This window comes from Oceanospirillum linum (assembly GCF_001995095.2).
Taxonomy (GTDB): Bacteria; Pseudomonadota; Gammaproteobacteria; order Pseudomonadales; family Halomonadaceae; genus Oceanospirillum; species Oceanospirillum linum.
Window position 1 is genome coordinate 1 of the sequence record NZ_MTSD02000002.1, and the last position, 24,735, is coordinate 24,735.

Annotated in this window: 18 protein-coding genes; 5 read left to right on the plus strand and 13 right to left on the minus strand. The window is 52.0% G+C overall.

The window, feature by feature from the left end; genetic code table 11:
• Window positions 1–227: 227 nt before the first annotated feature.
• A complete protein-coding gene (locus tag BTA35_RS05195) occupies window positions 228–710 on the plus strand; it encodes an REP-associated tyrosine transposase (protein ID WP_078318776.1) in 483 nt (160 codons plus the stop codon).
• A 136-nt stretch (window positions 711–846) separates the two neighbouring features.
• On the opposite strand, the gene BTA35_RS05200 is transcribed toward BTA35_RS05195, so the two are convergent.
• Window positions 847–1,884 carry a YcjF family protein gene (locus tag BTA35_RS05200; protein WP_078318777.1) on the minus strand — a complete coding sequence of 346 codons (1,038 nt, stop codon included), beginning with the start codon at window positions 1,882–1,884 and terminating at the stop codon, window positions 847–849.
• A complete protein-coding gene (locus BTA35_RS05205) occupies window positions 1,881–3,329 on the minus strand; it encodes a YcjX family protein (protein WP_078318778.1) in 1,449 nt (482 codons plus the stop codon). Before BTA35_RS05205 ends, BTA35_RS05200 begins: the two co-directional genes overlap by 4 nt.
• A 288-nt stretch (window positions 3,330–3,617) precedes the next feature.
• Between BTA35_RS05205 and BTA35_RS05210 the strand changes: the two genes are divergently transcribed.
• Together BTA35_RS05210 and ggt are read left to right on the plus strand one after the other, a co-directional pair.
• A complete protein-coding gene (locus BTA35_RS05210) occupies window positions 3,618–4,715 on the plus strand; it encodes a polysaccharide deacetylase family protein (protein ID WP_078318779.1) in 1,098 nt (365 codons plus the stop codon).
• Between the two features lie 43 nt (window positions 4,716–4,758).
• Window positions 4,759–6,558: a gamma-glutamyltransferase gene (ggt, locus tag BTA35_RS05215; protein WP_238377500.1), complete on the plus strand. Its 1,800-nt coding sequence runs from the start codon at window positions 4,759–4,761 to the stop codon at window positions 6,556–6,558.
• A 55-nt stretch (window positions 6,559–6,613) separates the two neighbouring features.
• On the opposite strand, the gene recD is transcribed toward ggt, so the two are convergent.
• The 10 genes from recD to BTA35_RS05260 form a co-directional block, all read right to left on the minus strand.
• Window positions 6,614–8,875 (minus strand): exodeoxyribonuclease V subunit alpha, encoded by a 2,262-nt coding sequence (gene recD, locus BTA35_RS05220; RefSeq protein WP_078318780.1) that lies wholly within the window; start codon window positions 8,873–8,875, stop codon window positions 6,614–6,616.
• A complete protein-coding gene (gene recB, locus BTA35_RS05225) occupies window positions 8,872–12,753 on the minus strand; it encodes an exodeoxyribonuclease V subunit beta (protein WP_078318781.1) in 3,882 nt (1,293 codons plus the stop codon). Before recB ends, recD begins: the two co-directional genes overlap by 4 nt.
• The gene (gene recC, locus BTA35_RS05230) at window positions 12,750–16,355 is read right to left on the minus strand and encodes an exodeoxyribonuclease V subunit gamma (RefSeq protein ID WP_078318782.1); all 3,606 of its coding nucleotides are present in this window, start codon (window positions 16,353–16,355) and stop codon (window positions 12,750–12,752) included. Before recC ends, recB begins: the two co-directional genes overlap by 4 nt.
• 260 nt (window positions 16,356–16,615) lie before the next feature.
• Window positions 16,616–17,281, minus strand: coding sequence for an HAD family hydrolase (locus BTA35_RS05235; protein WP_078318783.1), 666 nt, complete (start codon window positions 17,279–17,281; stop codon window positions 16,616–16,618).
• Window positions 17,278–18,315 carry an ABC transporter ATP-binding protein gene (locus BTA35_RS05240; protein ID WP_078318784.1) on the minus strand — a complete coding sequence of 346 codons (1,038 nt, stop codon included), beginning with the start codon at window positions 18,313–18,315 and terminating at the stop codon, window positions 17,278–17,280. The genes BTA35_RS05235 and BTA35_RS05240 overlap by 4 nt, the downstream gene beginning before the upstream one ends.
• Complete coding sequence (locus tag BTA35_RS05245; protein ID WP_078318785.1) at window positions 18,312–19,100, minus strand: ABC transporter permease; 789 nt, start codon at window positions 19,098–19,100, stop codon at window positions 18,312–18,314. The genes BTA35_RS05240 and BTA35_RS05245 overlap by 4 nt, the downstream gene beginning before the upstream one ends.
• The gene (locus BTA35_RS18425; protein ID WP_238377501.1) at window positions 19,087–19,524 is read right to left on the minus strand and encodes an ABC transporter permease; all 438 of its coding nucleotides are present in this window, start codon (window positions 19,522–19,524) and stop codon (window positions 19,087–19,089) included. The genes BTA35_RS05245 and BTA35_RS18425 overlap by 14 nt, the downstream gene beginning before the upstream one ends.
• Window positions 19,517–20,002 (minus strand): hypothetical protein, encoded by a 486-nt coding sequence (locus BTA35_RS18430; protein WP_238377502.1) that lies wholly within the window; start codon window positions 20,000–20,002, stop codon window positions 19,517–19,519. The genes BTA35_RS18425 and BTA35_RS18430 overlap by 8 nt, the downstream gene beginning before the upstream one ends.
• Window positions 19,999–20,805: an alkaline phosphatase family protein gene (locus tag BTA35_RS05255; RefSeq protein ID WP_238377503.1), complete on the minus strand. Its 807-nt coding sequence runs from the start codon at window positions 20,803–20,805 to the stop codon at window positions 19,999–20,001. The genes BTA35_RS18430 and BTA35_RS05255 overlap by 4 nt, the downstream gene beginning before the upstream one ends.
• Window positions 20,806–20,812: 7 nt before the next feature.
• A complete protein-coding gene (locus tag BTA35_RS05260; protein ID WP_238377504.1) occupies window positions 20,813–21,874 on the minus strand; it encodes an ABC transporter substrate-binding protein in 1,062 nt (353 codons plus the stop codon).
• A 197-nt stretch (window positions 21,875–22,071) separates the two neighbouring features.
• On the opposite strand from BTA35_RS05260, the gene BTA35_RS05265 reads away from it, so the two are divergent.
• Both BTA35_RS05265 and BTA35_RS05270 read left to right on the plus strand, forming a co-directional pair.
• On the plus strand, window positions 22,072–22,800 hold the full coding sequence (locus tag BTA35_RS05265; RefSeq protein WP_078318787.1) for a UTRA domain-containing protein: 729 nt from the start codon (window positions 22,072–22,074) through the stop codon (window positions 22,798–22,800).
• A 255-nt stretch (window positions 22,801–23,055) separates the two neighbouring features.
• A complete protein-coding gene (locus BTA35_RS05270; protein WP_078318788.1) occupies window positions 23,056–23,316 on the plus strand; it encodes a hypothetical protein in 261 nt (86 codons plus the stop codon).
• Between the two features lie 118 nt (window positions 23,317–23,434).
• On the opposite strand, the gene BTA35_RS05275 is transcribed toward BTA35_RS05270, so the two are convergent.
• Entirely contained in the window at window positions 23,435–24,733 is a 1,299-nt protein-coding gene (locus BTA35_RS05275; protein WP_078318789.1) for an APC family permease, read from the minus strand.
• Window positions 24,734–24,735: the final 2 nt, after the last annotated feature.

Below are 24,735 nucleotides of genomic sequence, written 5' to 3' on the forward strand. Positions count from 1 at the left end.
GTATGAGAATAAAAGAGTCTGGGCGTTCATCTACAAGACAGCATCAAGTGCTAAGGTCGGAATCAACATCACCAGACTCATCGGAACAGAGGTAGCTAACCTCAGTTCCAGGAGAGATACAAGGTCGGAAAAGCCGGAGGCGCCTTCCGACATTGTCACCATCGCTTATCCCCATAATCCGGTATGTTCCGGCGTTTTGATTATGTATTTTGCAACAAGGAGGTGTTATGCAATATCGGCGTTATTATGTTGAAGGCGGCTGTTATTTTTTCACGGTTAATCTTCTGCAACGGGACAAAACTCTGCTGGTGGATCATATCGATCTGCTGCGGTCATCGGTGCGCTGGGTTAAGAAGAGGTACCCCTTTCAGATTGATGCCTGGGTGGTGATGCCGGATCACATGCATGCGGTTTGGACGCTACCTGAGGGTGATTCCGATTACTCTTCCCGTTGGTGCGAGATAAAGAAACGTTTTTCAAAAAGCCTGTCGAATCAGGAACCCCGCTCTGACGTGCGCTTGCGTAAGGGTGAGCGAGGTATCTGGCAACGTCGTTTTTGGGAGCACACTATTCGTGATGCTGATGATTTTAATCGCCACATTGACTACGTTCATCTGAATCCGATTAAGCATGGCCTTGTGACTGATCTTAAAGACTGGCCGTATTCCAGCTATCATCGATGGTTACGTCATCAAAAGAATGCGAAATGAACGCAGGTCGGAAAAGCGCCGTGAGCGCGCCTTCCGACACGAAAACACCGGGTTCGAACATCGGAGGCAAATGTCGGGCGGCCAATGTCGGAAGGCCAATGTCGGAAGGCGCCTACGTTTTGTATTCAATCCGGCGTTAACGGTCTATGCCATACAGCCTGCAGGCCAATTGTATCATGCGGCCCAGTTTGTAGGTTCTGCGGGCGGTGATCAGGGATTGGGAGACGCCGCCGAGGATGCGGTTCATTAGTTCGTCGCTGCCTTCGCTGAGGAGTTTTTCCTGAGCCAGTGCCTCCACTCCGGCAACCACCATCACGGTGACCAGCGCCTGCCGGAATAAGCGGATGGCGCTTAGGCTGGTGGTTGCCAGGCCGTAAACGGCGGCTATCTCCCGGGTCATGGTACGGGAGCGCCAGAGCACCACTAAGGTGTCGAGCCCCGCATGGGGAATCACCATTACGGCGGTGCCTGTGGTCAGGGTGTAATGGCGGATGATCTTTTGGGCTTGCTGATCCAGCTCTCTCAAAACCATCAGCTGATACAGCTGCCAGTACTCTTGGGCGGTGGTGCGTTCTGCTGCGGCGTCTTTAAATCGCTGAATCAGCTGGGGTGCCGCTTTGCTCTGTCGTTCCAGCCAGGGGGTTAAGGCGGCTTTTAAAGCGGTAAGATCCTGGCGTTTAATGGCTTGCTGAACCTCATCCTGTTCACATTTCAACCGTTTAATCTCTGCTGTGGAGCGGCGCTCCTGCCGCCAGACGTTGACCACGCCCAGCACCACAACCGCCAGCACGCCACTCCCAAACGCCCCCAGCAGCCAATGGCTCTGCCAGAGGGCGACCAGCTCGTTGGTCAGTATCAGCAGAAGCAGAACAGCCACAACGGCGATCACACTTTTACCGATGCCACCGCCCCCTTGAATCAGAGAGTTGCCAGCTTGTATCTCTGGGCCTACGCCCCTTTCTGGCTGAAGCCCCTCTTTATGGCTGTTGATCGCATCCGCAGGCTGATCTTTCAGGCTCTCTGTGGCAGCTTCCGGTGCGTAACCGGGGTTACGGGCGGTTTCCTGCCCGGTTTGGATTGCCCCGTTACGGTCTGCTTCGCCAGCCGTTCCGTCGGCGGCCTCAGTGTTTTTTGCGGAGGTGGCAGGTTCGATATATCCGGGTTTCTGACTCATGACAGATCATCCTTCAGCAGATCATTCAGCACACGCCCCAGCTGATAGGCGGGCAGTAACTGATTAACATTGGCGATGCGAACAGGGGGTGACCAGCGTTTAAGCTGTAGCTGTTCCGGCAGGGTCTGCCAGTCGATGGGCAGGGCTTCCGGTACACGACCGGAGTAATAAGGCTGCTGGCGGCCATCGGTCTCACGACCCAGCAGGTACTCCTGCCCGTGGTCATCCACCAGACTGCGCGTGGTCTCCAGGGCGGCGATGGCCCGATAGCGAACATCCGCCCGTGCCCGGACATCGTTGCCGGGATCGATCTCATTCAGCAGCGCACCGAGCAGTTTCTCCAGCCGGATACGTTCAGATAAAACCAGCTGATCCGCTTTGGTGGCGGCAAAGACAACCCGGCCTATTTTGCGATTCAGCCACTGGAACATGCCCTTTTGGTTGCCGTAACGGAAAAAGCGCAAAGCGGCCTGCATCGCCTGCTGAAGTTCGTTCAGGGCGGCTTCCCCTTGTTCCAGCGCCGTTAGCAGATCCACCAGAATGATCTGGCTGTCGAGATGGCGGAAATGACGCCCAAGATAGCTTTCGATCTCCTGTTTGTAGGCGTCGAACAGGCGTGCCATGCTGTTCTGTAGTTTGGGCAGCTGCAGATGATCCGGGACCGGAAAAAAACCGAGCATGGCGTAGTTTTGCATCTGCCCCGGCACCAGTACGCGACTGGGCTGATTGAGCACATAGCCCTCGGCACGGGCGGCCGTCAGGTAGTCTTTCCAGGCGTCCGCCAGTTTGCGTTCCAGGGCGTCGCTCACCTGTTGCTGTTCAGCGGCTTCCGATATCAGCTGGCAGAAGGGCTCACTGAGTTTGCGCCGGTGAGGCTGTTGGGCCAGTTCCCAGGCGGATTCCGACCACTGACGGAAGGATTGCTCCGGTAGCGCCAGATCGGCCAGCCACTCTCCGGGGTAATCCATAATCTCCAGTTGCAGGTTATCGGCAGAGACAAGCTGTTGAAGGGCTTGTGGCTTTTGCGGACGCTTAATCTCAAGCTCCAGCCAGGTCAGGTCCCGGGTGGGTTCCGGCCAACGGCCCTGCCCCATCAGACTGTCCCGGTGGCGAAAGAAATCAAACTGGCTGCGTCGGGCCAGCTGATCCTCTTTTAACCGTGCCGGTTTAAGCAGCCCGGCATCAAACAGATCTAAACCGGACAGTGGGTGTCGGCTGACACCTTCCGGCAGAGGCTCATCCACCCGAAGCAGACTGTGGGTCATTTGGGTGATCAGCACGGTTTTACCGGCACGGGAAAAACCGGTCACGCCCATGCGGTGGCGCTTTTGCAGGTTCAGGTTTTCAGCCTGCCGGATCAGTTTTTGGCCGACCTTTTTACCCAGCTGTTTGCCGATTTTACTGCCGAGCTGTTTTCCGGCGCTTTTCAGATAGCGTTTAACCACAGAAGGACTCCTTAACCTACCGCTTGCCTGTACAGGGGGGCGGCCTGCATCATATGCCGTAAAACGGGCTCAACCTTCTCTTTAACTGCGGGCTAATCGCACATTTACAACCGAAGCCGCCATAAAATTACGTTTTTGACCGTGCGAATAGCACCGCTTACTCAAAGACCACAGCGCTGTCTTTGATCCTGTTACAGATTCCCTCATAATTTCCGGTCATTGCTGCCTGTGTTGAAACACACTACGTTTGTTATAACAACGAACGACTAAAAAACGAAAGAGAGGGTTATGCGTTTATCACTGTTAGGTTCGACGGTTCTGGGTTTGTCCTTAATCGGTAGTCAGGTTCAGGCAAAGGAGATTGCTGAGCAGCACCATGCTTCGGTTCTGATGTATCACCATATCAGTGCGGAAACGCCCCCTTCCACCAGTACCGATGCCGGGGCCTTTACCCAGCACCTGGATCTGCTGGATCAGTTGGGTTTTCAGGTCTGGTCGCTGCCACAGGTCACTGCATACCTGAAGGCCAATAAACCGCTACCGGATAAAGTGGCGGTACTGACCTTTGATGATGCCTATCTCAGTGTCTATGACACAGCGATGCCGATTATGTCGGCCCGCAAGCTGCCCTTCACCATTTTTGTCAACGCCGCACCAATCGATCAGGGTAATCGGCAGTATATGACCTGGGAGCAGCTGCGTGAGGCGAAAGCAAAGGGTGCAACCATCGGCAATCACTCCCTGCACCATAAACATATGATCCGTCACCAGAGGGGCGAAAGCGAAGCTCAGTGGCTGGATCGTATGCGCGCTGAGATTACCGGCAACCAGCAACAGCTGGAGAAGCATCTGGGCGTTTTATCGGAAACGAAGCTATTCGCCTACCCTTACGGTGAGTTTAATCCGGCACTGGAAAGTCTGCTGGCGGATCTGGGCTATATCGCCTTTGGTCAGCAATCCGGTGCGGTGAGTCGCTTTACCTCTTTACAGGGTGCTCCCCGCTATGCGGCCAACGGGGTTTACTCCGATCCCCAAAGCCTTAAAACCAAGCTGTTGGCGCTGCCCTTTCCGATAAAAGCGGAAGAACCCCGCTCCGGTGTGTTAGCGGCCGATGAGCGCAGCCCGGTTCTGACCCTGACACTGGATAAGGGCGATTATCGCCTGGATCAGCTACGCTGTTATGGTCCTGTTGGCGAGGTGCTGCAGTTAACGCACGAATATCAGGCCGATGGTACGGTTAAACTGCAGATGGCGACCGAAAGAACACTACCTGCGGGGCGTCATCGCTATAACTGCACCGCGCCGCATATCTCTGAGCCCCGTTGGTTCTGGTTTTCCCGCCAGTGGATGCTGCCGGAACCGGATGGTCGCTGGTATAAGGGCTGATAGTTGAGTCAATCGTGGTATTAACCAGATAAGGAAAGCATCAATGAAGCGTTCTCATCGGTATTTGACGGGAAAAACGGGCCTGCCCCCAATGAAAAAAGTGACGTCCTGTTTTGGTATTGTTGGATTAATGCTCCTGGCCAGTAGTGAATTACAGGCGCAACAACAGGCGGACAAGGTCGCCCCGGAAGCGGCCAGCCAACGTACAGAAAATCAGGCGGTTACCGCCAATCAGTTTATCGTTGCCGCCGCCAACCCCTATGCGGTTGAAGCCGGTTACCAGGTGCTGAAAGAGGGTGGTAGTGCCATTGATGCCATGGTAACGGTGCAAACCGTTCTCGGCCTGACGGAACCGCAATCCTCCGGGCTGGGTGGCGGTGCATTTATGCTCTACTACAACGCCAGGAAACAGCAGTTAACCACCTTTGATGGTCGGGAAACCGCTCCGCTGGCCGCCACACCAGAGCTGTTTCAGGATGATCAGGGCAAGCCGCTGACATTTTTTGATGCCGTGGTGGGTGGTCGATCGGTGGGTACACCCGGTACCGTTAAGCTAATGGCAGAGACCCATCAACGCTTTGGCAAGTTGGACTGGTCCCGCTTGCTGCAACCGGCGAAACAATTGGCGGAGAAGGGGTTCACTGTCTCCCCTCGCCTTGCCGGTGCCATCGCCAATGATCAGGCCCGTTTAAGCCGCTATCCGGATACCCGCAACTATTTCTTTACTCAGGACGGTCAGCCGCTACCTGCGGGCTATCGCCTGACCAATAAGGCCTATGGGGAAACCCTGGGGCTATTAGCGGAGAAAGGGGCAGATGCATTTTACCATGGGAAAATCGGCAAGGCGCTGGTGAGAAAAGTTCAGGACCTTCAGGATAACCCCGGTTTACTGACGGAAACGGATCTGCAGATCTACAAGATTAAAGAGCGTCCAGCGGTTTGCGCCCCTTATCGCGGTTACGAAGTGTGCGGCATGGGGCCACCCAGCTCCGGTGCGCTGACGGTCGGGCAGATACTCGGTATCGTGGAATCCTTCGACCTTAAGTCACTGGGGGCAGATAACCCTAAAAGCTGGCAGATTATCGGTGATGCATCCCGTCTGGCCTTTGCGGACCGGGGCCGTTATATGGCGGATACCGATTTTGTACCTATGCCGGAAGGGTTACTGGATCGTGATTACCTGAAACAGCGGGCGGCTATGATTCAACCGGGTACAGCCCTGGTGAAAGCCGAGGCCGGAGCGCCCCAATGGCATCAACCGGTTGCCCTTGCCGATGATATTTCGGTTGAACTGCCCTCCACCAGTCATCTGGTGATTGTGGATCGTGAAGGCAATATCGTCTCTATGACCACCACCATTGAAAACGGTTTCGGTTCACGGGTGATGACCGGCGGTTTTCTGCTCAATAACGAACTGACGGACTTCTCCTTTGCCAGCCATAAAGATGGCTACCCCATTGCCAATCGGCTGGAACCGGGCAAGCGTCCCCGCTCTTCCATGGCACCCACCCTGGTGATGAAAGCGGGTAAGCCCTATCTGGCCATTGGCTCTCCCGGTGGTTCCCGGATTATCGGTTATGTGGCTTCGGCGCTGATCGCCCACCTAGATTGGGGGATGTCACTGCAACAGGCGATCAGTAAACCCCATCTGATCAATCGCTTTGGAACCTACGACCTGGAAGCCGGCACTGCCGCAGAGGCGCTTAAGGCACCTCTGCAAGCGATGGGGTTCAAGGTCTCGGTCAGAGATCTCAACTCCGGTTTGCACGGGGTCCTGTTTAAAGAGGGTAAGCTGATTGGCGCGGCAGACCCCCGACGGGAGGGGGCTGTGATGGGCGATTAACAATACGCCTTTTATCTGCAGTTCATCCGTTGCTGGCCTATCTGCTCACTCAGTACTACTCACTCAGTAAGCCGCTTATACGACTGATTTTTTGTTGTAGGGCGGCCTCCAGTACTTTCTGTTCCGGCACAATCAGGGTAAAGCGTGTTTTAGAACGGGTAATGCCCGTATAAAGCAGCTCTTTGGTCAGTACCGCGTTCACCTTGTCAGGCAAAATAAGAGCCGTATGGTCAAACTCAGAACCTTGAGATTTGTGAACGGTCATGGCAAAAACAGTTTCAACCCCTTGCAGACGGCTGGGCAATACCCAGCGGATACCTCCCTGTCCATCTGGAAAAGCGACCCGGAAATGTCGGGTATCGGTCTGTGCCTGACCCTCTTCAGGCAGCTGCATACAGATGCCTATATCACCGTTCATCAGCTTCAGGCTGTAATCGTTTTGGGTAATCAGTACCGGGCGTCCCGGATACCACTGCTGCTCACCTCCGGGGATAAGCCGACGGCTGGCCAGAAGCTGACGAATTCTATGGTTGAGCCCTTCAACACCAAAATCACCCTGCCGCACAGCGCAGAGCAATTGGAACTGCTTATGTAAACGGAAGATCTCAAAAACCTGCTGTTCGAGTACTTGTGTTGTACTGTTTTCCAGCTTTTCCAGTTCGGACAGCTTTTTCAGATAAGGTTGATAGCCTGCCACTATCAGCTGGTTAAAATCACTCCACTCCCTCTGCCCTTCAGAGCGTATCGGCAGATCCAGGTAACTTAACTCCTTTGAAGCAGGTTCAAAATAGCGCTGTAAACCCTGCATACCAAAGTTGAGAATCCCCTGTTGGTTAACCCAGGCGGCGAAATCCAGAAGGTTCTGCCCTTCTGAGCGATAGCAGTGACGCAGCATGGTTGTCGTCTGGCTAATCATACGGGCAAGCCTGGGTAGCTTGAGAGTGGACGGTGAAGCCTGATAGTCATGGCTGATCAGTTGCCCGGTAGTGTCACGGACATAAGTGCAGCTCTTTTGGCTATAGTGCCCATCCTCCGCCTGATCACAAAGATCCCCCAGGATGGAGCCGGCTTCCACCGAAGCCAACTGATCCTTGTCTCCCAGCAATATCAGACGGGCATCGGGTCTGAGGGCAGACATAAGTTTTGCCATCATCTCAATATCCACCATGGATGCTTCATCGATAACAACAATATCTGCCGGTAACGGGTTCGCCTGATTGTGTCTGAAATGTCGGGTGTTGGGTTGACTGCCCAACAGGCGGTGCAGCGTACTGACCTCAGTGGGTATAGAGGCCTGCCATTGGTTCAACGCATCCTTACCCGGAAAAAGGGCCTGTTGCTCCTGTGATAGCTGGTCGGTGGTTATATTCAGACGGTGGACACTGCCTGCTATAGACTCGTTCAGCCTGGCGGCGGCCTTACCCGTTGGTGCCGCAAGCCGAATGACCTTGGCTGAATGTCCTTCAGCCAGCTCAAGCCCCTGCAGCAGGGCCAGAAGACGGACTACAGTAGTAGTTTTACCGGTCCCTGGCCCCCCTGTGATAATACTGAATCCACTGCGGGCCGACAGACCACAGGCCACCTTCTGCCAATTAGGTTGTATCTGATCACGTTCAGGGCCAAATACAATGTCCAGAATAGCGCGTAGTTTTTCGGAAACCGGCAAAGGCTTCAGGCGCTGCTCTATACCTCGTCGAACATCTTGCTCGTATTGCCAGTAACGTCGCAGATATAAAAGCGGTTTCTCCGGGCTGCCCGTAAGAACAAGTGGTCGCTGATGGCGGCCAATATCCTGTGGCTGATGGCTATCTATACCATGCAGCTGAGGGCTCTTAATATCTTGTGGCTGATGGCTATCTATACCATGCAGCTGAGGGCTCTTAATATCTTGTGGCTGATGGCTCTCAACATCTTGCAGCTGATGGCTCTCAGCACTTTGCTGACTGAGGTCATCCACCGCAGAGCACTGCCGGAGTTCAGCCTGCCACTGGGTAACAGAGCACGCACTCAATTGTGAGCGTAGCTGTTGACCCACGAGATCACGCAGGCGCTCATCCCCTATGGGGGATAACAGGCCGGAAGGGTCCTGCCGGGCCTGAGCCAGATCAAGGCAAACATTGCCATGGGCGGTACGCTCACTGACCAAAGTGATCGCTAAAAGTACGGCATCAGTGCACTCTGCTTCCGGTATTTGCCGGGCGATAAAGCGGGCAAGTGCCAGATCCAGAGCCCGAATAGCCCCTGATTCCTGCCAAAGCTCCAGCTGTTGCAGGAACGCAATATCATCAGGCTGTTTTGTCAGTATTGGCTTATTCATAACAATACACCCTGTTCCCCGGATTCATTACTGTTAAAGCCGATGGCAGGAGCTTGCCCCCGGAACAGCTGATCCAGTGATTCAATCAATGCTTTAGGTGGACGTTCAAAAAAGAGGCCTGAAGACTCTGATTGCCATCCCCTGAGGAATACATAGATGGCTCCTCCGATATGGCGATCATAATCGTAATCCGGGAGCCGGGTTTTCAGCTGCCGGTGCAACGCCAGCAGGTAGAGACTGTACTGCAGGTCATAACGTTTTTTAAGAATCGCTTCAGCCATCGCTTTTTGTGTATAGGCGCTATCATCATCCCCGAGCTTATTGGACTTCCAGTCCACAACGAAATACCGGCCATTATGCTCCACAACCAGGTCGATAAACCCTTTCAGCATACCGTTCAACTGATTAGGTAAGGCCGTAGGCCTGGGTTGCTGATTTAAGGTGTAGCGGCTGACCAGCTGATCGAGCTGCAATGTGTTGACAGAATCACTTGCCAGCATAAATTCAAGTTCCGTTGAGCAGCTTTTTGGCGCCAGGGTCACCAGTGAAAAGTCCTTGGATAGGCCAGCGCGCTGTAACACAGACCAGGGTGTCTCTAAAAAGGCCTTAAACCACTGACTGAGGGGGGCTGCCAGGTGTGCGATATCCCGGAATTCACATTGACGGCTGAGATATTCAAGACGGCCTTCATCGTCCGATGCCGCTGCCTGAAAACCTTTTATCAGGATGTTGTCCTGATTTCGCTGCCGGTGTTCTGCGGCCCATTCAAACAGACTATGCAGAAAAGTACCCCAGCTGGCACCGGCGGGAAACTGATGCATACTAAGCTCTGCCTCCAGTTCATCGGGCAGAGGTGCCCGTTGATAGGGCTCGTCGCGGGTTTCGGAGGCGGTGGCTTCGACAGCAAGTTCCGGGTCGGCAACGGTGCTGGTATCTGTATATCCGGGAGTACTGCCATAGCCTATGGCTGAATAGCTGGCAATCCACCAGCTTTTCAGTGCTTTGAGCTTTGGTGCCTGCCGGGCCGGGTTTAGGCTCACCTGTTCAGACGGTTTAAGAGTATTCTGCAGAATATCCGGTGCCTGAGGCAGCAAGCGAATACTGTCACAGCCGGATGCCAGTTTCTGATATGCGTCCATCACCAACTCCGGTGTTTTTATCTGAGCCGGATCATCACCCGCCAGCAAATACCCCATGGCGGAACGTTCCGTCTGTGGCTTTTTTGCATTACCGGATTTCAGGGGGCCGATACCGAGCCAAAGCGCATGACTGGCCCGGGTCAGTGCAACATAAAGCAAACGCATATCTTCACTGATACGATCATCGTTGGCACGCTCCCAGGCTTCACCAAAACGTGATTTTCCGGCGATTTCAGCGTAGGTTCGCTGGCTTGCACCCGCGCCGATACGCCAGTTAACCTGTGGCACTTTGCCATCAATCTCTTTCCAGCTACCAACAAAAGGCAGTAGTACCAGTGGGTACTCAAGACCTTTGGATTTATGAATCGTAATGACCTGAACCAGGTCGGCATCACTTTCAAGGCGAAGAATATTTTGTTCGTCACCGGACGCTATCTGTTCTGACAAGTGACGTATCAGCGCCTGTTCACCTTTTATCTCTACCGCGGCCTGCTGGAGCCATTCCGCCAGGTGCAGCAGGTTTGTCAGGCAGCGCTCCCCTTTCGCTTTACTGAGAGCCCGGGCCGGTAAACGATACTGTTCCATAAGTTGGCGTACCATGGCCAGAACACCTTGCTGCTGCCAGATACGATGCAAACGGGTAAAGAAAAGCATCTGATCCTCCCAGGCCAGCTCATCTTCACGCCAGGCCGCCAGCTGCTCCAGAGGCAGCTCAAGGGTGTTACTGCCAAGAGCCGCCCGTATCAGGCTTTCATTCGTGGGTTCAGCAACAGCCCTTAACCAGTGCAGAAGATCCTGAGCCTCACGGCTGGCAAAGACAGATTCACGGTCAGAAAGGTAGACACTGGAAACATTGCGCTTGGCCAGTTGTTCCCGGACTAACCGGGCTTCACTTCCTGTACGTACCAGAATAGCGATATCTTTCGGTTTAAGGCGCGCCCGAATCCGGCTATCTCCGGCAGATACAAAGCCAGCCTGCTGTTGCTGAGCCATATTAAGCCACAGAGTGATCTGACTGGCGGCCACCTCGGCTGCCTGTTGGCGGTATGCACTCATTCCCAGCGCTTCCCCTTCTGCATGCTCAAATGGCCAGAGGGTCATGGCCGGAACAGGCTGTCCGGCAAAACAGAGCTGCTCGCTACGTCCGTTCGCGTCAACCATCACATAGGGCACCTGATTTTTGCCTTCGCTGGCAAAGCGAAATGCTCCTCGGTCATGTTGCTCTGCATGGCTGAACAGATGATTACAGGCCGCAACAACCCCTTTAGTGGAGCGAAAGTTTCGCTTCAGCGTGTAATGCCGACCTTCTGTGGCCTGCCGGGCCTGCAGGTATGTATAGATATCGGCCCCCCGGAAGCTGTAAATCGCCTGTTTAGGATCTCCGATCATGACTAAAAGCTGGTCAGGGTTATTACTCTCCAGCGGGTAAATACGATTAAAAATCTGGTACTGAACGGGGTCTGTATCCTGAAATTCATCAATCATCGCTGCAGGAAATGTGTTTGCTAATGCCCCCGCCAGGTGCGGGCCATGACTCGGGTCTTCAAGGGCTTCCGCTAACTGTGTTAACAGGTCATCGAATCCCATCTCTGCCCGCTGCTGCATGCGACGGTTGAAGGTCTGTGCCACCCAGTTCAGAGCGTGGGCGGTAAGGGCTGAACACAGATCAGTATCCGGCTCATTTAGCTTGGTAGCCACGTCAGCCTGTATTTCTGTGGGGCTAAAGAGGATTTTCAGTGCGGTAAATGCCGGAAAGTTCTCTACAGGCTGCTCTTTGCCTTTTTTAAAGCTGAACGCGCCTTCGGCAAAATATTTCAGTTTAGCCGGTGCTTTTGCCCCCTCATGGGCCCAGCGGGCGATACTTTCCAGCAGTAATGTAAACTTCTCAGGCTTAGCACTGTCATGCTGGGTGCCGGATAATGCAGGTTGTAGCTGCCAAAGGTGAGCCTCAATAGCATCCTGCTGATCCACCCATTGCTGGCGGGCTATTTGTTCCTGCTCCGCTTTTCTGGCCTGTTCTTCCGCCGCTGACTGTTGGTAATCCGCATGAGCCTTAAGACAGGTATGCAGATCAGGTACAGGTAATGGATATCCCTGATAACTGAGTCCCGCCTGATGTTGACTCAACAGGCCTTTTAGCCGCTGTTGCAACGCTTCCGGTGAGGAGAAACAATCCAGCACCAGTGAAACCTGCCCGGCTGGCAAAGGATAAAAGTGTTTACGCCAGTAATCCCTGACGACTTCAGCCAGGAGTTCACTATGATCTGTGACCAGCTCCCGGTTAAATAACCCCTTGGTGTCAAAGGCATGCTCAACCAACACCCGGTTACACCAGCTATGAATTGTGGAAATGCAGGCCTCATCCATTGATTCAGCCGCCAGTTTCAGCCGCCAGGCACACCCTGGCCATTGCGCTTCCGGGAAACTATTGCGAAGCCGGTAAAGTGGGTTATCGGCATCACTTTTATCCCGGCTCCCCGCCTGAAAAAATGCAGCGGCTTCAACCAGCCGGGCTCTGATACGGTCTTTTAGTTCTTCAGCGGCAGCATCGGTGAAGGTCACCACCAGAATCTCACGGGGCGTTAAAGGCCGTGAGAAACCTTGTCCCTCAGCACCATGCCCCAGAATCAGACGTGTATAAAGCAGTGCTAAACTAAAGGTTTTCCCGGTGCCGGCGCTGGCTTCAATCAGCTGACTGCCGGTGAGAGGAAAGCTCAGAAAATCAAAATCCTGACTCATACCTGATCTCCTGCAATCGGTTTAAGACTGGCCAGCATGGGGGCGTAAAGACGTTCTGCCAGAGCCTCAAAACGACCATCCGCGGCCAGAGACTGAAAATCAGGCCAAAAACGGGAATAAGCAGGATGCTCTCCACACTCCCCTGTATGCCTGAAGCCTCCCATGTACTGTCCTTCCGGATCACCATCCGTAAGATGAGAGAAACCTGTTTTACAGGCTAAGGGCCAGAGTTGATTGATATTTTCCAGCCAGGCTTGTGCCAGATCCAATAAGATAGCCTCGGCCTGCGCTGAAGCCATGGGTTGCATCTGAATTGTCTGCTGGCTATCGGCTCCCAGCAGATGGGTAATAACAGGCTGCTCCAATTGAGCAAATAAATGGTATGGCCAGTGACGGATCAGATGCTCATATTTAAGGTCATCTCCCCGGAATAAACGGCTTGGCTGCAGAACCAGCCGTATCGTTTCGCCACTGGCGTTACGTCTCAGATCATTGAGCTGAGCTTCCAACCGATCACCTGTTGTCAGGTCAAAAACCCTGACCGCGCTACTGTAAGAATCCTGATATTGCTGTTGCAGTGTCTGGTAGAGACTCAGGGGTTCATACAGCGCCTCTTTTAAGCGAACCTGCTCAGCATCGGCAAAGGCCGCCATGGGCAGTTCACCGGCAGCCCGTAAGCTATTCAGCGACTGCTCCAGTAACCGATCTGCCGGACTATCCGGAAACTTAGCCTGCTGCTGTATAACCCGGTCGATCAGTGTTTTTTGCAGTGCCCAGCGCTCCAGACCATCAAGGGCAAAGCGCTCTTCATCCTCGGCCACTTCTCCCCCATCAAACCAGTTGACCCCAAGCCGTCGGCTGAAAAAGGTTTTCACCGGATGCCGTAAGAAGCCCGCCAGATCTGTCAATGTTAACGGAGCGTCCAGCTTCAGAGCGGGCAATGTTCGCTCGCCACTAACCAGCGCCTGGCTTGCGTCAGGGATCTGGTCATGGCCCTGGGCCATCTCTCCGTGAACATCACGCCACTCTTTTGCATAGGTAAACAGTGCTTTACTTTCCGCGTTGGGCTGAAAGTACTGCTTGCTGAAAGGTTGCAGGGGATGCTCTGTGGTTATGGCCTCAAGCAAAGTGCGGGACTCTGCCCCTCCGGCTTGGCTGGCAAGAAACCAGCCCGCGTCGAGGTAATCTCTTAACTGACCAACAAGCACCGAAGGTGGTTTCTCACTGTTGTCCCGGATATTCCGACCTACCCAGGATATAACAAGGCGCTCCCGGGCCGATAGCAGAGCCTCAAGAAAGAGGTAGCGATCATCTTCACGGCGGGAGCGATCACCGGGGCGATAATCATTTGTCATCAGGTCAAAGTCGGCGGCCTGTTGGCTTCTTGGGTAATCCGCATCGTTCATGCCCAACAGCCATACCTGTTTAAACGGAATCGCCCGCATCGGCATCAGCGTTGCGAAATTAACGGAGCCACCGAGAAATTTCTGAGTCAGTGTCGGTTGATCAATGCGACTGAGCAGCTCCTCCCGTACAACCTCCAGGGGCAGAGGTTCGTGCAGTAACTGTCCCAACTCACACTCCTGACACCAGCTTTCCATGCCCTTACTGATGGTGCTGATAGCCCGCTCATCTGATGGGGAGTCTGTGGTAAAGAAGCGATGGCAGAGCCCGTTGATCATGCGTTCCCATTCACGGGGTTCCCAGGGTGTCATCATCTCTTGGCGAGTTAGCTGGAGCGCATCGATCAGGAGTACCAGAGGGCCAATCAGGGCAGCTTCAAGGCCCGCAATTTCATCATAGGGCTCAATCTCCTGCCAGCGCTCCCCCTGACCCACGGCGTAACCCAGCAACATACGCTTGAGACCGAAAAGCCAGCTGTTCTGCTCACCAGCTTCCGGCAAGTCGAGTTCAGATCGATGTTGCTGATCCAATCCCCAGCGAATGTTGGCACCTTTGATCCATTGGTGCAGTCTTGGCAAATACTCTTCTGAGAAACCGAAACGGTTCTGTAACGCTGGGGTATCCAGCAGATCCAGAAGTTCACTCACCGCAAAGCGAGCATCTCTGAGCTGCAGAAGGCTTTCAAAAGCTGTCAGTAAGCTATTGACGCCCCTTTGTCCCTGATCAGAAATATAATAAGGAATAAAACGGCTATCACGGACAAGGTACTCACCGATGCCCCCCGCCTCTTTCGTTTGCTGGTAGCGCCCAAAAACAGCCTGAACATGGGGTGCATAAACTGAGACATCAGGCACCATAACCAGAATATCCCTGGGTTGCAGCGACGCCCCTTGCTTCTGAGCCTGCTCAAAAGCGTCTAAAAGCTGGTCATGGAGAATTTCAACTTCACGCTGTGGGCTGTGGGCCACAATAAACTGCAGGCTATTATCACTGTCGGGATCAACCTGGTGCTCGGCAGATCGGCTGCGTTCCTTGCGCTCATCCAGACTGCGAAGCTGGTAAATGTCGTCCTGAACCTGACGAAGCAGAGACATTTTGCCCTGATCATCCGGATGCGGTGGTTCAAAAAGATCGATACGATTGAAGTGGTTCCGGTAGGATTCCGGCTGGTCGTTTTCATCCAGCAGATGCAGATAATCCCGCCCCTGTTTACCCCAGGATGCCAGTAGAGGATTGCCTTGCAGATGCAGGTTCTCCAGCGGGATACCTTCAGGGATTTTACGCTCTCTGGTGCGGGTATATTGCTTTAACAAGGCGCGACCTTCGATCAGGTCACCCCAATAGTGAGGGCTTGGATTATGAACGAAAAGCAATACCTGGCAGACGTGTGACAAACTTTGCAACAGTTCAAGGTTCTGCTGGGGCAGTGCTGAGATGCCAAATACGATAACGCGTTTTGGCAGATCATCAGGTGCCGATCTCTGTTGCCGGGCCTGTTCGACGATAATACGATGGATCTCAGACCGGCTTTTCTTAGCCCAGAAGCCTTCCCGCTCACTCAGTGTTGTCTTCAGGGGCTGCTGGCGGATAGTCTCGCAGATTAAACGCCATAGGGCTGGCTGCCAAAGCTGTTCTTCGGAAAGTGGTACTTCAGATTCCTGCCCGGCCCGAATCAGTACGTCACGGGATGCCTCCCAGGCTTCCAGCCAGTCTGCGCGATAGATCTGATACTGATCATAGATATCTGACAATTTAGCGGCCAGCTGATAGACCCGTCTCGGGTCGGCATCTTTTTGCAGAAAGCCCAGTAAAGGACTTAAACAATCCGGGTTGGGAATACTCGCCTGCAGGGTCGTTTGATCCGATAGCAGCTGATAAAGCGTCCATGTCAGAGGGCCTTTATCAAAAGGAGATGCACTGGGAATATCGGGTTCAAAACAACGGTAGGCCTGCCAGATAAAGCGTCCGGGAAGCTGAACCTTCATGGCGGCGGCAATTCCGCATCCCCCTTTATCTTCATTTTCTGCCAGTGCCATTTTTAGCCACTGGGCGATGCCATTACTCTGAACAAGGATTTGCTCATCTTCTAAGGGGGACAGTGGGTAACGCTGAATCCAGCCGGTCATCACATCCCTGAGTTCTTCCAGATGGTTACCCTGAATCACCATCATTCCAGTGGGCCAGTTAACATCAGCCATATTGATCCTTTCTAAGCATACTCAGCAGAAAACAAACACCAGGCTGCTGCGAACCTGAGTCATTGCGCTATGAACATAGCGCTAAGTTTGCCGGAATGATGCTTTAGAGGCCACAGGAAGGTTGTTGAAATATAATAAAAAAATATGATTAAGCCTGTTACCCGCACCAGGAGAAGGACTGATCCGGGCGACATGGCCGGTATTGATTTTATAACCGCCTGATACTCTGCAGGCTGTCGTTTCTGGGCAGTAGTGTCATCTTAATGTGCCCAGTGGTGGGCATGCCAGTGCGCCTCTGCAGCCTCAGTCAACAGAGGGCAGGGATTCACCAGATGAACCTGGTCTGCATAAAGACATAACGGCAGGTCGTTAATAGAGTCGGTATAAAAGTGTATATTCAGGTGGCTGCGATTAAGATTCAATTGTTCCAGCCATTGTTTGAGACGTGTGACCTTGCCTTCACGGTAGCTGGCCGTACCTTCAACCTGAGCTGTTAGTCTGCCGGACTTTTCTCTCAGATCAATGCCCAATGCCTGCTGGATCCCCATCGCTCTGGCCAACGGCTGGACGATCAGGCTGGCCGTTGCAGAGATCACCAGAATCTCCTGTTGTTGGCTTTGCAGCTGTTTAAGCAATGCTTTGGCCTGAGGATAGATCCGGGGCATGATTTTCTCTGATATACACTCACCCACCCACTGCTCCAGTTGTGGCAAAGGAATTTTTTCCAGAGGCTGCAGTGTAAAGGACAGATAGTCCTCCATACTCATTTTTCCCTGACGGTAAAGCTGCATCAGGGCATCATCCTGCCTGAGAAAGGAAGGGTCGGTTACAATGCCTCTCTCGACCAGAAAGTGATTCCAGATAGTGGAACTGTCACCATCGATCAGGGTGTCATCCATATCAAAAATAAAAAGTTCATTGCTCATGCCGGAGTACTCACAGATAGACTCACAGGTTGAAACTCCTGTCGGTCAAATAACAGTCCAACAGAGCTGCCAACAGGTATTAAATGACCGGCAGAACGATTCAGAGCATCCAGGGTGATCTCCTGCTGCCCTATCATCGCCTTATAGCGAATCACATTGCCCAATAACTGATGGTCTTTGATGATAGCAGGGGTGGGTTGTGTCATATGCTCGCTGTACGCTCTGCCGGGTTCCTGAATATAGATAGCCTCGGGGCGTATGGCGATCGACTGGGTACCATTAAGGCCAAAAAGCTCTGCCGCCGAATCTTTATCCAGAATATTGTAATGCCCCATAAAACCAGCCACAAAAGCATTGGCAGGCTGGGTATAAATAGACTCCGGCGTGCCACTCTGCACGATTCGTCCACCATGCATCAGGAAAATACGATCAGACATCAGCATCGCCTCCTCCTGGTCATGGGTGACAAAGATGGTGGTCAGATTTAACTCTTTTTGGATCGCTCTGATCTGAATCCGCAGGTTTTTGCGAATCTTGGCATCCAGTGCTGACAGGGGTTCATCCAACAGCAGAATACGCGGCTCCACCACTAGAGCCCGGGCCAGTGCGACCCGCTGACACTGGCCCCCGGATAGCTGATGGGGGTAGCAATCTTCTTTGCCCTTCAGTTCCACCAGCTCGATGATCCGGCTGACTTTACGGGCCATCTCCTCGGCTGGAACAGATTTCATCTTCAGGCCAAAGGCGATATTGTCTGACACACTCATATTGGGAAACAGGGCATAGGATTGAAAGACCATGCCGATCTCCCGTTTTTGCGGCGCCAGATGCGTGATCTCCTGACCCGCAACCGTCAGGGAGCTGCTGTCCACCGGGTTAAGTCCGGCGATACTGCGTAACAGGGTTGATTTACCGCAGCCACTGGGGCCTAACAGGGTAATAAACTCCCCCTGTTCAATGGTGAACCCGATATCGGAAAAAACCTGATTCTGACCAAATGCTTTGCTAAGGCCTTCTACGCTGACATAACTCATAGTGCATTACTCTTGCTGATACGACTGCCCAACCAGGTACAGATAAAAATAAAGAAGAAATAGGTCATCACCAGCGCTGAAGTAAAATGTCCGCTGGTCTGGCGCATGTTGTAGAGATAAACCTGCAGAGTTTCATAGCGGGTTCCCACCAGAATATTGGCAAAAACAAACTCCCCCAGCAGGAAAGAGAAGGAGAGAAACATTGAGGCCAACACCCCTTTCTTCAAATTCGGCAGAATGATGTGAAAAAAGGCTTTTGGTGTGGAGGCTCCCAGCAGGTGCGCGGCATCCACCAGATCCTTCAGGTTGATCGCCATAAAGTTATTCGCAATGGCCCGATAGATAAACGGCAATGCGATGGTGAAATAGGTACCGATCAGAATCCAGGGTGTACCCAACATCGGAAAAGGCGCATCGGCATAGAACTGCAGCAAACCCACGGATGACACCACCGGTGGCACCGCAAAAGGCAGCAGAATCAGAACATTCATCAGGCGGTCATAACCGGGGTAGTAGTAAAACACCACAAAGGCCAGGGGAATCACCAACACCAATGCCAGCAACAGCGCCGTAATACAAACCAATAATGATCGGCCAAAGGCTTCCAGAAAGCGGATATCAGAAAACAGTTGCCCATACCACTTCAGCGTAAAACCATCCGGTAGTATGGTGGCCCCCCAACGGCTGGAAAAAGAGTAGATCAGGGTTGCCGCAATAGGCAGAGCTAACAGACTGATGATGCTGTAAACAACGGTTTTATGATAAAGCAGATTAGCGTTTTGCATGGTAACTCCTGCTCACCAGCCACTGATTCATCACCGTAATCACGCCTAAAAGAGTGATAAGAACCACTGAGATAGCGGCTGCCAGATTAGGCTCCAGAAACAGATCACCGGACACCAGGCTGGCAATGCGCACCGTGACCACATTGAAGTTGCCCGCCGTTAAGGCGTAAACACTGGCATAAGCCCCAATGGCATTGGCAAACAGAATGATAAAGGTGCCCAGTAAAGCCGGAGATAGAACCGGCAGCCCTACCCGCCACCAGTAAACCCGTTGCGAGGCACCCAGCAGAACAGCCGCTTCCTGCCACTCCGGTTTTAAGGCATCGAATGCGGGATACAGCAAGAGTGCGGCCAGGGGAATCTGAAAATAGATATAGAGTGCCAACAGGCCATGGCTGCCATAGAGGTTAAAATCGTCAATCACCCCCCCACTGTTTTAGCAGCAAGGTAACGGCGCCATTGGTGCCCAGAATAATAATAAAAGCAAAAGCTAAGGGAACACCGGCAAAATTACTGCTCATATTGGTAAAAGCGATAAAAACGTCCCGCAGGCGGCTATTAAGATGACGCAGTGATGCCACCAGTAACGCGGCCACGATCAAACCCACCAGGCTGGACCAGAAGGCTAACCAAAGGCTGTTACTGAACCCTTGTCGAATAAAGGCAGAGTCCAATAGCTCCGCATAGTGCTCCAGGGACCATTCGCCGTCATATTTAAAGCTATTGATGGCCACCCAGATCAGCGGGGTTAGCTGAAACAGATAGAAAAAGATCACAAACGGGATGACCACCGCAATCGCTTTGACTTTTCCCTGCTTTAACCTGAGTTTGAGACGTTTCAACGTGGACATTCGCTGTACCGGGAGGGCTGCTTTAAGGCGGACAGGCATCTGATAACTCATCGCAGACACTCCATCGGAAAAGGTTTCCCATGGGAAATATTTAGCAGATGGCAGACAAGGCCGCAGATATCGGTCTGCTCAATAGCCACCGGAGCGTGACTAAAACGCTCACCAAGAACAAATAAGGGAACCTCTCTCTCTTCAGGAAGTGTTCCACCATGGGAAAGGTCATTGTTCATGCCGTGATCACTGGTGATAAGAACCTGATACCCTTCATTCAACCAGTCCGGCAGAAACTCTGACAGGATCACATCCGCCCGACGGGCACTGTTGCGGTACTGACGGGAATCCAGGCCAAATTTATGCCCGCTATCATCAATATTCATCGGGTGAATCAACAGAAAATCCGGGTTATGGCGTTTAAGCAGATGATCCCCATCCTGAAACAGCGCTTCATCCGGGTAGTGGTCCCACTGATAAAACACGCCGTATTGAATGTTCAGATCGGTATCAGCAGTGAACCTGTCCCGCCGGGGTTCGTAGGGAGCCCGATTATAGAGTTCGCTAACCCAGTGATAAGCCGCGGCGGCGGTGCTTAGCCCCGCTTTTCGGGCAAGACTGAAGATAGAATCCTCTTTCGACAACCGGCACACCTGATTATGTGTAATACCACTGTTAACAGGCTTAACACCGGTCAGAATGCACTCATAGAGTGGTCGGGACAGGGATGGCAGCTCACTTCGGAGCTTGTAGACTGAGGCTTTTTGCTCTTCGATCAGGCCGTCAACGTAGCCCATGCAGTCACGGGCTACGCTGTAATTCAGGCCATCGAGAACAACAAGAATCACCTTATTGTTCATCATAGACCTCTTACTGCTGGTGGATCAGTACGTTTTCCTGCCATTGACGCGGCAGTTTACGAGCGGACTTTTCCCAGGCCTTAAAATCTTTGATCGGCTGAACATTGGTGTATTGGCTGTTGGGTAGCAGCTTAGCCTGAACATCATCCGGCATTGTAATGCTGCTACGGATCGGACGTGCATAACCCTTGGCCAGATTGATCTGTCCCTGGTCACTAAAGATATATTCACGGGCTAATTTGGCCGCGTCAGGGTTTTTAGCAAACTTATTGATGATGGTGGTGTAGCCGGAGATCACCGAGCCATCCTGAGGGATCGATACCGTAAAGCGATCGCGGTCAATTCTGTCGCGGTAGCTCAGGGCATTAAAGTCCCACAGAATCGCCACCTCTACTTCACCTTTTTCCAGGTTGGCAATGCTGGGGTTATTGAAAGACAGGCGGTTCTGTTTCGCCAGCTTGGCATAATACTCAATGGCAGGTTTCAGGTTACCCTCATCGCCACCGTTGGCAAAAGCCGCCGCAAGTACGGCGTTATTGGCCTGGGAAGCCACGCCCACATCACCTACGGTCACTTTATAATCCCCTTCCAGCAGATCAGCCCACGACTTAGGCGCTTTTTTTACCAGGTTGTTGTTGGAGATAAAGGCAATAGAGCCGGTGTAAGCCAGTGCCCAGTGTCCTTTATCGTCCTTAGCCCAGTCAGGAATCTCATTCCAGGTAGTCGGTTTATACGGCTGGGTAACACCTTTACGAACGGCAACCCGTGCAAAAGCAAAGCCTACGTCGCCGATATCCGCTGTGGCGTTGTGACCCTCAGCTTCAAACTTAGCGATCTCCTGGGCAGAACTCATATCAGTATCCTGGTGTTCCAGGCCATACAGCTTGTTTAAGTCCCGCCAGGTATCCTTCCAGTTGGCCCAACTGTCAGGCATCCCCACGCTATAAACCACACCTTCTTTTTTTGCAGCGCTGACAAGTGTATCAATATCGGTATTTTCTGCAGCAGACGCACTCCACGACAGGGTTACCGCCAGGGCACATGAAGCCACTTTAAGCATAAATTTCATCATCAACATCCTTTCTGGACTAGGTCAGTTTTGATGATATGGATGCTAGAGCAGCTTTGTGACAGCCAGATTAAGGCTTTATGACGCTTTTATGCCGTAATTCAGGTAATTTTTTTGGTTGTTTGCAATAAAAATATGACCTGATAGGATGCTGCGCATTATTTTCTGGACTAATCCAGCTGAGATGCGACATTAAACCTATGAAAACACAGCTCAGAACGATCAAAGGTATACTTAAGGAACAGATCGCGGGAGGCATTTACACCAGCCAAAGAAAGCTGCCCTCAGAACGGGAGCTAAGCGAGTTGTTCAAGACCACGCGTATTACACTGAAAGAAGCGCTGATCGCCCTTGAGACCGAAGGACTGATCTATCGGGAGGAGCGTCGTGGCTGGTTTGTTTCCCCTCCCCGGCTGCGCTATAACCCACTTTCCCGCAGCCACTTCCACCGTATGGTGGAGGAACAGCAACGTCAGGCCAGCACGCAGGTGCTAACGGTTAAAACAGAGCTGGCCAGCAGCGAAATCAGCAAGGTACTCCAGCTCAAGACTCTGCAGCCCATCCATCGTATTCAGCGTCTGCGCTCCGTGGATAATCGTGTTGTTTTATTTGTTGAGAACTGCCTGATAAGCGCGCTATTTCCCGATCTTTTACACCATGACCTGTCCCAGTCGTTGACGGCACTCTATAAAAAACACTACGGGTTTGAAACAGCCCGCTCCCGCTTTGATGTGATTCCAACCGCAGCACCGGAACAGGTAGCGAAAGCGCTGAATCTAGCGGAAGGGCAGCAGGTGCTTAAGATCTGTCGGGTGAATTACAACCAGCAAGGCGTGGTAATGGATTGTGAATATGAATACTGGCGACCCGATGCGATGATGATTGAGATCGAAAGTATTTCGCCACACTCCAATGCCTGCGAACCCTAAGCTATTTTGCGCCAAACCCGCCACTGGAGTAAAAACCTGCCATAAAACTAACCTCGATCAATAAATGCAGCCAGAAAGTGCGTTTTTGTAAGATTTTAGTGCCTGCTTTTATATTATGCTCTGGCATATTGAAGTTTGTTAACTTTTGCTTCAAACAGAGACTACAGCCCGCCATACGCAACAAGCTGTAATTTTGTGTAATGCGCATAGCATCGTTTGAATGCCACTAGCTTAATATTGATGGGAGTTCAGGTAATGGGCACTTTGATTCGGACTGATGTAAGCATAGAGTTGCTGCAAGAGTTCAAAACCATATTAGGTATCAACACAGTCTGCGACGCTGATACAGGCACTTATCATCTTGAAATCAAAACCAAGTCAATTGAAATGGTTTTGCTTGACTGCATAAGCAACAGCTGGGATTTAGTCGCCATTCTGGATGGCGACAGTAAAAGCATTTTTTTAACCCATACCAACCCTGTTGGCATGGAGAGATCTCAAGGTCTGTTGGCTTAATGGCTACAGGAAAGAGTGCTAATTTTTATTATCTTTTTTGGCATACACCTTAATAACAAAGCGTTAACCATGACGAAGACCGCATTTAATGCGGTCTTCGTTGTTTATGGGTAACTGTTTATTCCATGTCCAGCTCTAGTTTCGCGCCCTTTTGGGTTAAAAATACCAGAAGCGCTGCACCAGCAACCAGCCAACAAAGACCCAGTGTAATCGCATGGCTATCCAGACTAATCAGTAGCTTTGTGATACAGAGTACACCAAGTACAGGCGCTACCAGGTGAGTCAATGCGTTTGAAATTGTGCGCTGGGCAGGCTCCATTCTAAGGTAAGTAACAACCGCACACAGATTCACAAAGATAAAAGCAAGGAAAGCACCAAAGTTAATAAATGAGGTTGATGTAGTGATATCCATTTTCAAGGCTAGCAGGCCTACGATACCCACCAAAATGATGCTGATCCAGGGAGTATGAAACTTACTATGTAGCGCGCCGAACATTTTGCCTGGCAGAACGCCATCACGTCCCATCGCAAACAGTAACCGTGAGGCACCAGCCTGCGCACTAACACCGGAAGTGAACTGCGCAACCACTAACGTCGCCACAAAAACTGATGAGAAGGCGACACCGCCAATTTGGGTAGCCATATCTGCTGCGGCTGAGTCTGAAGCAAACAATGAGATATCAGGAAAGGCTGCACCAAGAATAAAGGATGCTCCCGCAAAGATGGTACCACCTAGCAGGGTGACCCAGATAATCGCTTTTGGGACGTTCTTTTGAGGTTCTTTTGTATCCTCTGCCATGGTTGATACAGCGTCAAAACCAAGAAACGAGTAACAAGCTATCGCAGCGCCTATAAACGTCAGATTAAAATCTGGTGCTGCTGGAGTTACCGCTGGCTGATCACCAATAATGGTGATGGCAAGAGCGCAAAAAGCGATGATCACGGCCAGTTGCAGAATCATCAGTACTAGATTGATCTTTTTTGCAACACCAAAGCCAATGATATTAAGCCCTGTGGTCAATACGATAAAGGCAACCAACCAAAACCATCCGGGAACGTTTGGCGCATAAGCCTCCAAATATACGCCCCCAATTAACCAGATCACCATAGGGAGAAACAGGTAATCCAGCAAGATGATCCAACCAACGAGAAAACCCAGTTTTTCACCAAATACTTTGGAGACATAACCATAAGATGAGCCGGATTCAGGAATTTTCTTTGCCATCACAGCATAAGAAACAGCGGTAAATAGCATTGCGATCATCGCAAAGATATAAGAAGTAGCCACCTGACCACCTGATTCTTCATAAATAACCCCATATGTACCAAATACAATCATGGGCGTCATATAAGCCAAACCAAATAGTATTAAACCACCAAGCCCTAGTGTTTTCTTTAATTCAATTTTATTTCTCATGA

Bases quoted from the DNA above. Each gene is read 5' to 3' on its own strand.
- BTA35_RS05195 (WP_078318776.1), top strand. From the start codon at position 228: ATGCAATATCGGCGTTATTATGTTGAAGGCGGCTGTTATTTTTTCACG.
- BTA35_RS05200 (WP_078318777.1), bottom strand. From the start codon at position 1,884: ATGAGTCAGAAACCCGGATATATCGAACCTGCCACCTCCGCAAAAAAC.
- BTA35_RS05210 (WP_078318779.1), top strand. From the start codon at position 3,618: ATGCGTTTATCACTGTTAGGTTCGACGGTTCTGGGTTTGTCCTTAATC.
- ggt (WP_238377500.1), top strand. From the start codon at position 4,759: ATGAAGCGTTCTCATCGGTATTTGACGGGAAAAACGGGCCTGCCCCCA.
- recD (WP_078318780.1), bottom strand. From the start codon at position 8,875: ATGAATAAGCCAATACTGACAAAACAGCCTGATGATATTGCGTTCCTG.
- recB (WP_078318781.1), bottom strand. From the start codon at position 12,753: ATGAGTCAGGATTTTGATTTTCTGAGCTTTCCTCTCACCGGCAGTCAG.
- recC (WP_078318782.1), bottom strand. From the start codon at position 16,355: ATGGCTGATGTTAACTGGCCCACTGGAATGATGGTGATTCAGGGTAAC.
- BTA35_RS05235 (WP_078318783.1), bottom strand. From the start codon at position 17,281: ATGAGCAATGAACTTTTTATTTTTGATATGGATGACACCCTGATCGAT.
- BTA35_RS05240 (WP_078318784.1), bottom strand. From the start codon at position 18,315: ATGAGTTATGTCAGCGTAGAAGGCCTTAGCAAAGCATTTGGTCAGAAT.
- BTA35_RS05245 (WP_078318785.1), bottom strand. From the start codon at position 19,100: ATGCAAAACGCTAATCTGCTTTATCATAAAACCGTTGTTTACAGCATC.
- BTA35_RS18430 (WP_238377502.1), bottom strand. From the start codon at position 20,002: ATGAGTTATCAGATGCCTGTCCGCCTTAAAGCAGCCCTCCCGGTACAG.
- BTA35_RS05255 (WP_238377503.1), bottom strand. From the start codon at position 20,805: ATGATGAACAATAAGGTGATTCTTGTTGTTCTCGATGGCCTGAATTAC.
- BTA35_RS05260 (WP_238377504.1), bottom strand. From the start codon at position 21,874: ATGATGAAATTTATGCTTAAAGTGGCTTCATGTGCCCTGGCGGTAACC.
- BTA35_RS05265 (WP_078318787.1), top strand. From the start codon at position 22,072: ATGAAAACACAGCTCAGAACGATCAAAGGTATACTTAAGGAACAGATC.
- BTA35_RS05270 (WP_078318788.1), top strand. From the start codon at position 23,056: ATGGGCACTTTGATTCGGACTGATGTAAGCATAGAGTTGCTGCAAGAG.
- BTA35_RS05275 (WP_078318789.1), bottom strand. From the start codon at position 24,733: ATGAGAAATAAAATTGAATTAAAGAAAACACTAGGGCTTGGTGGTTTA.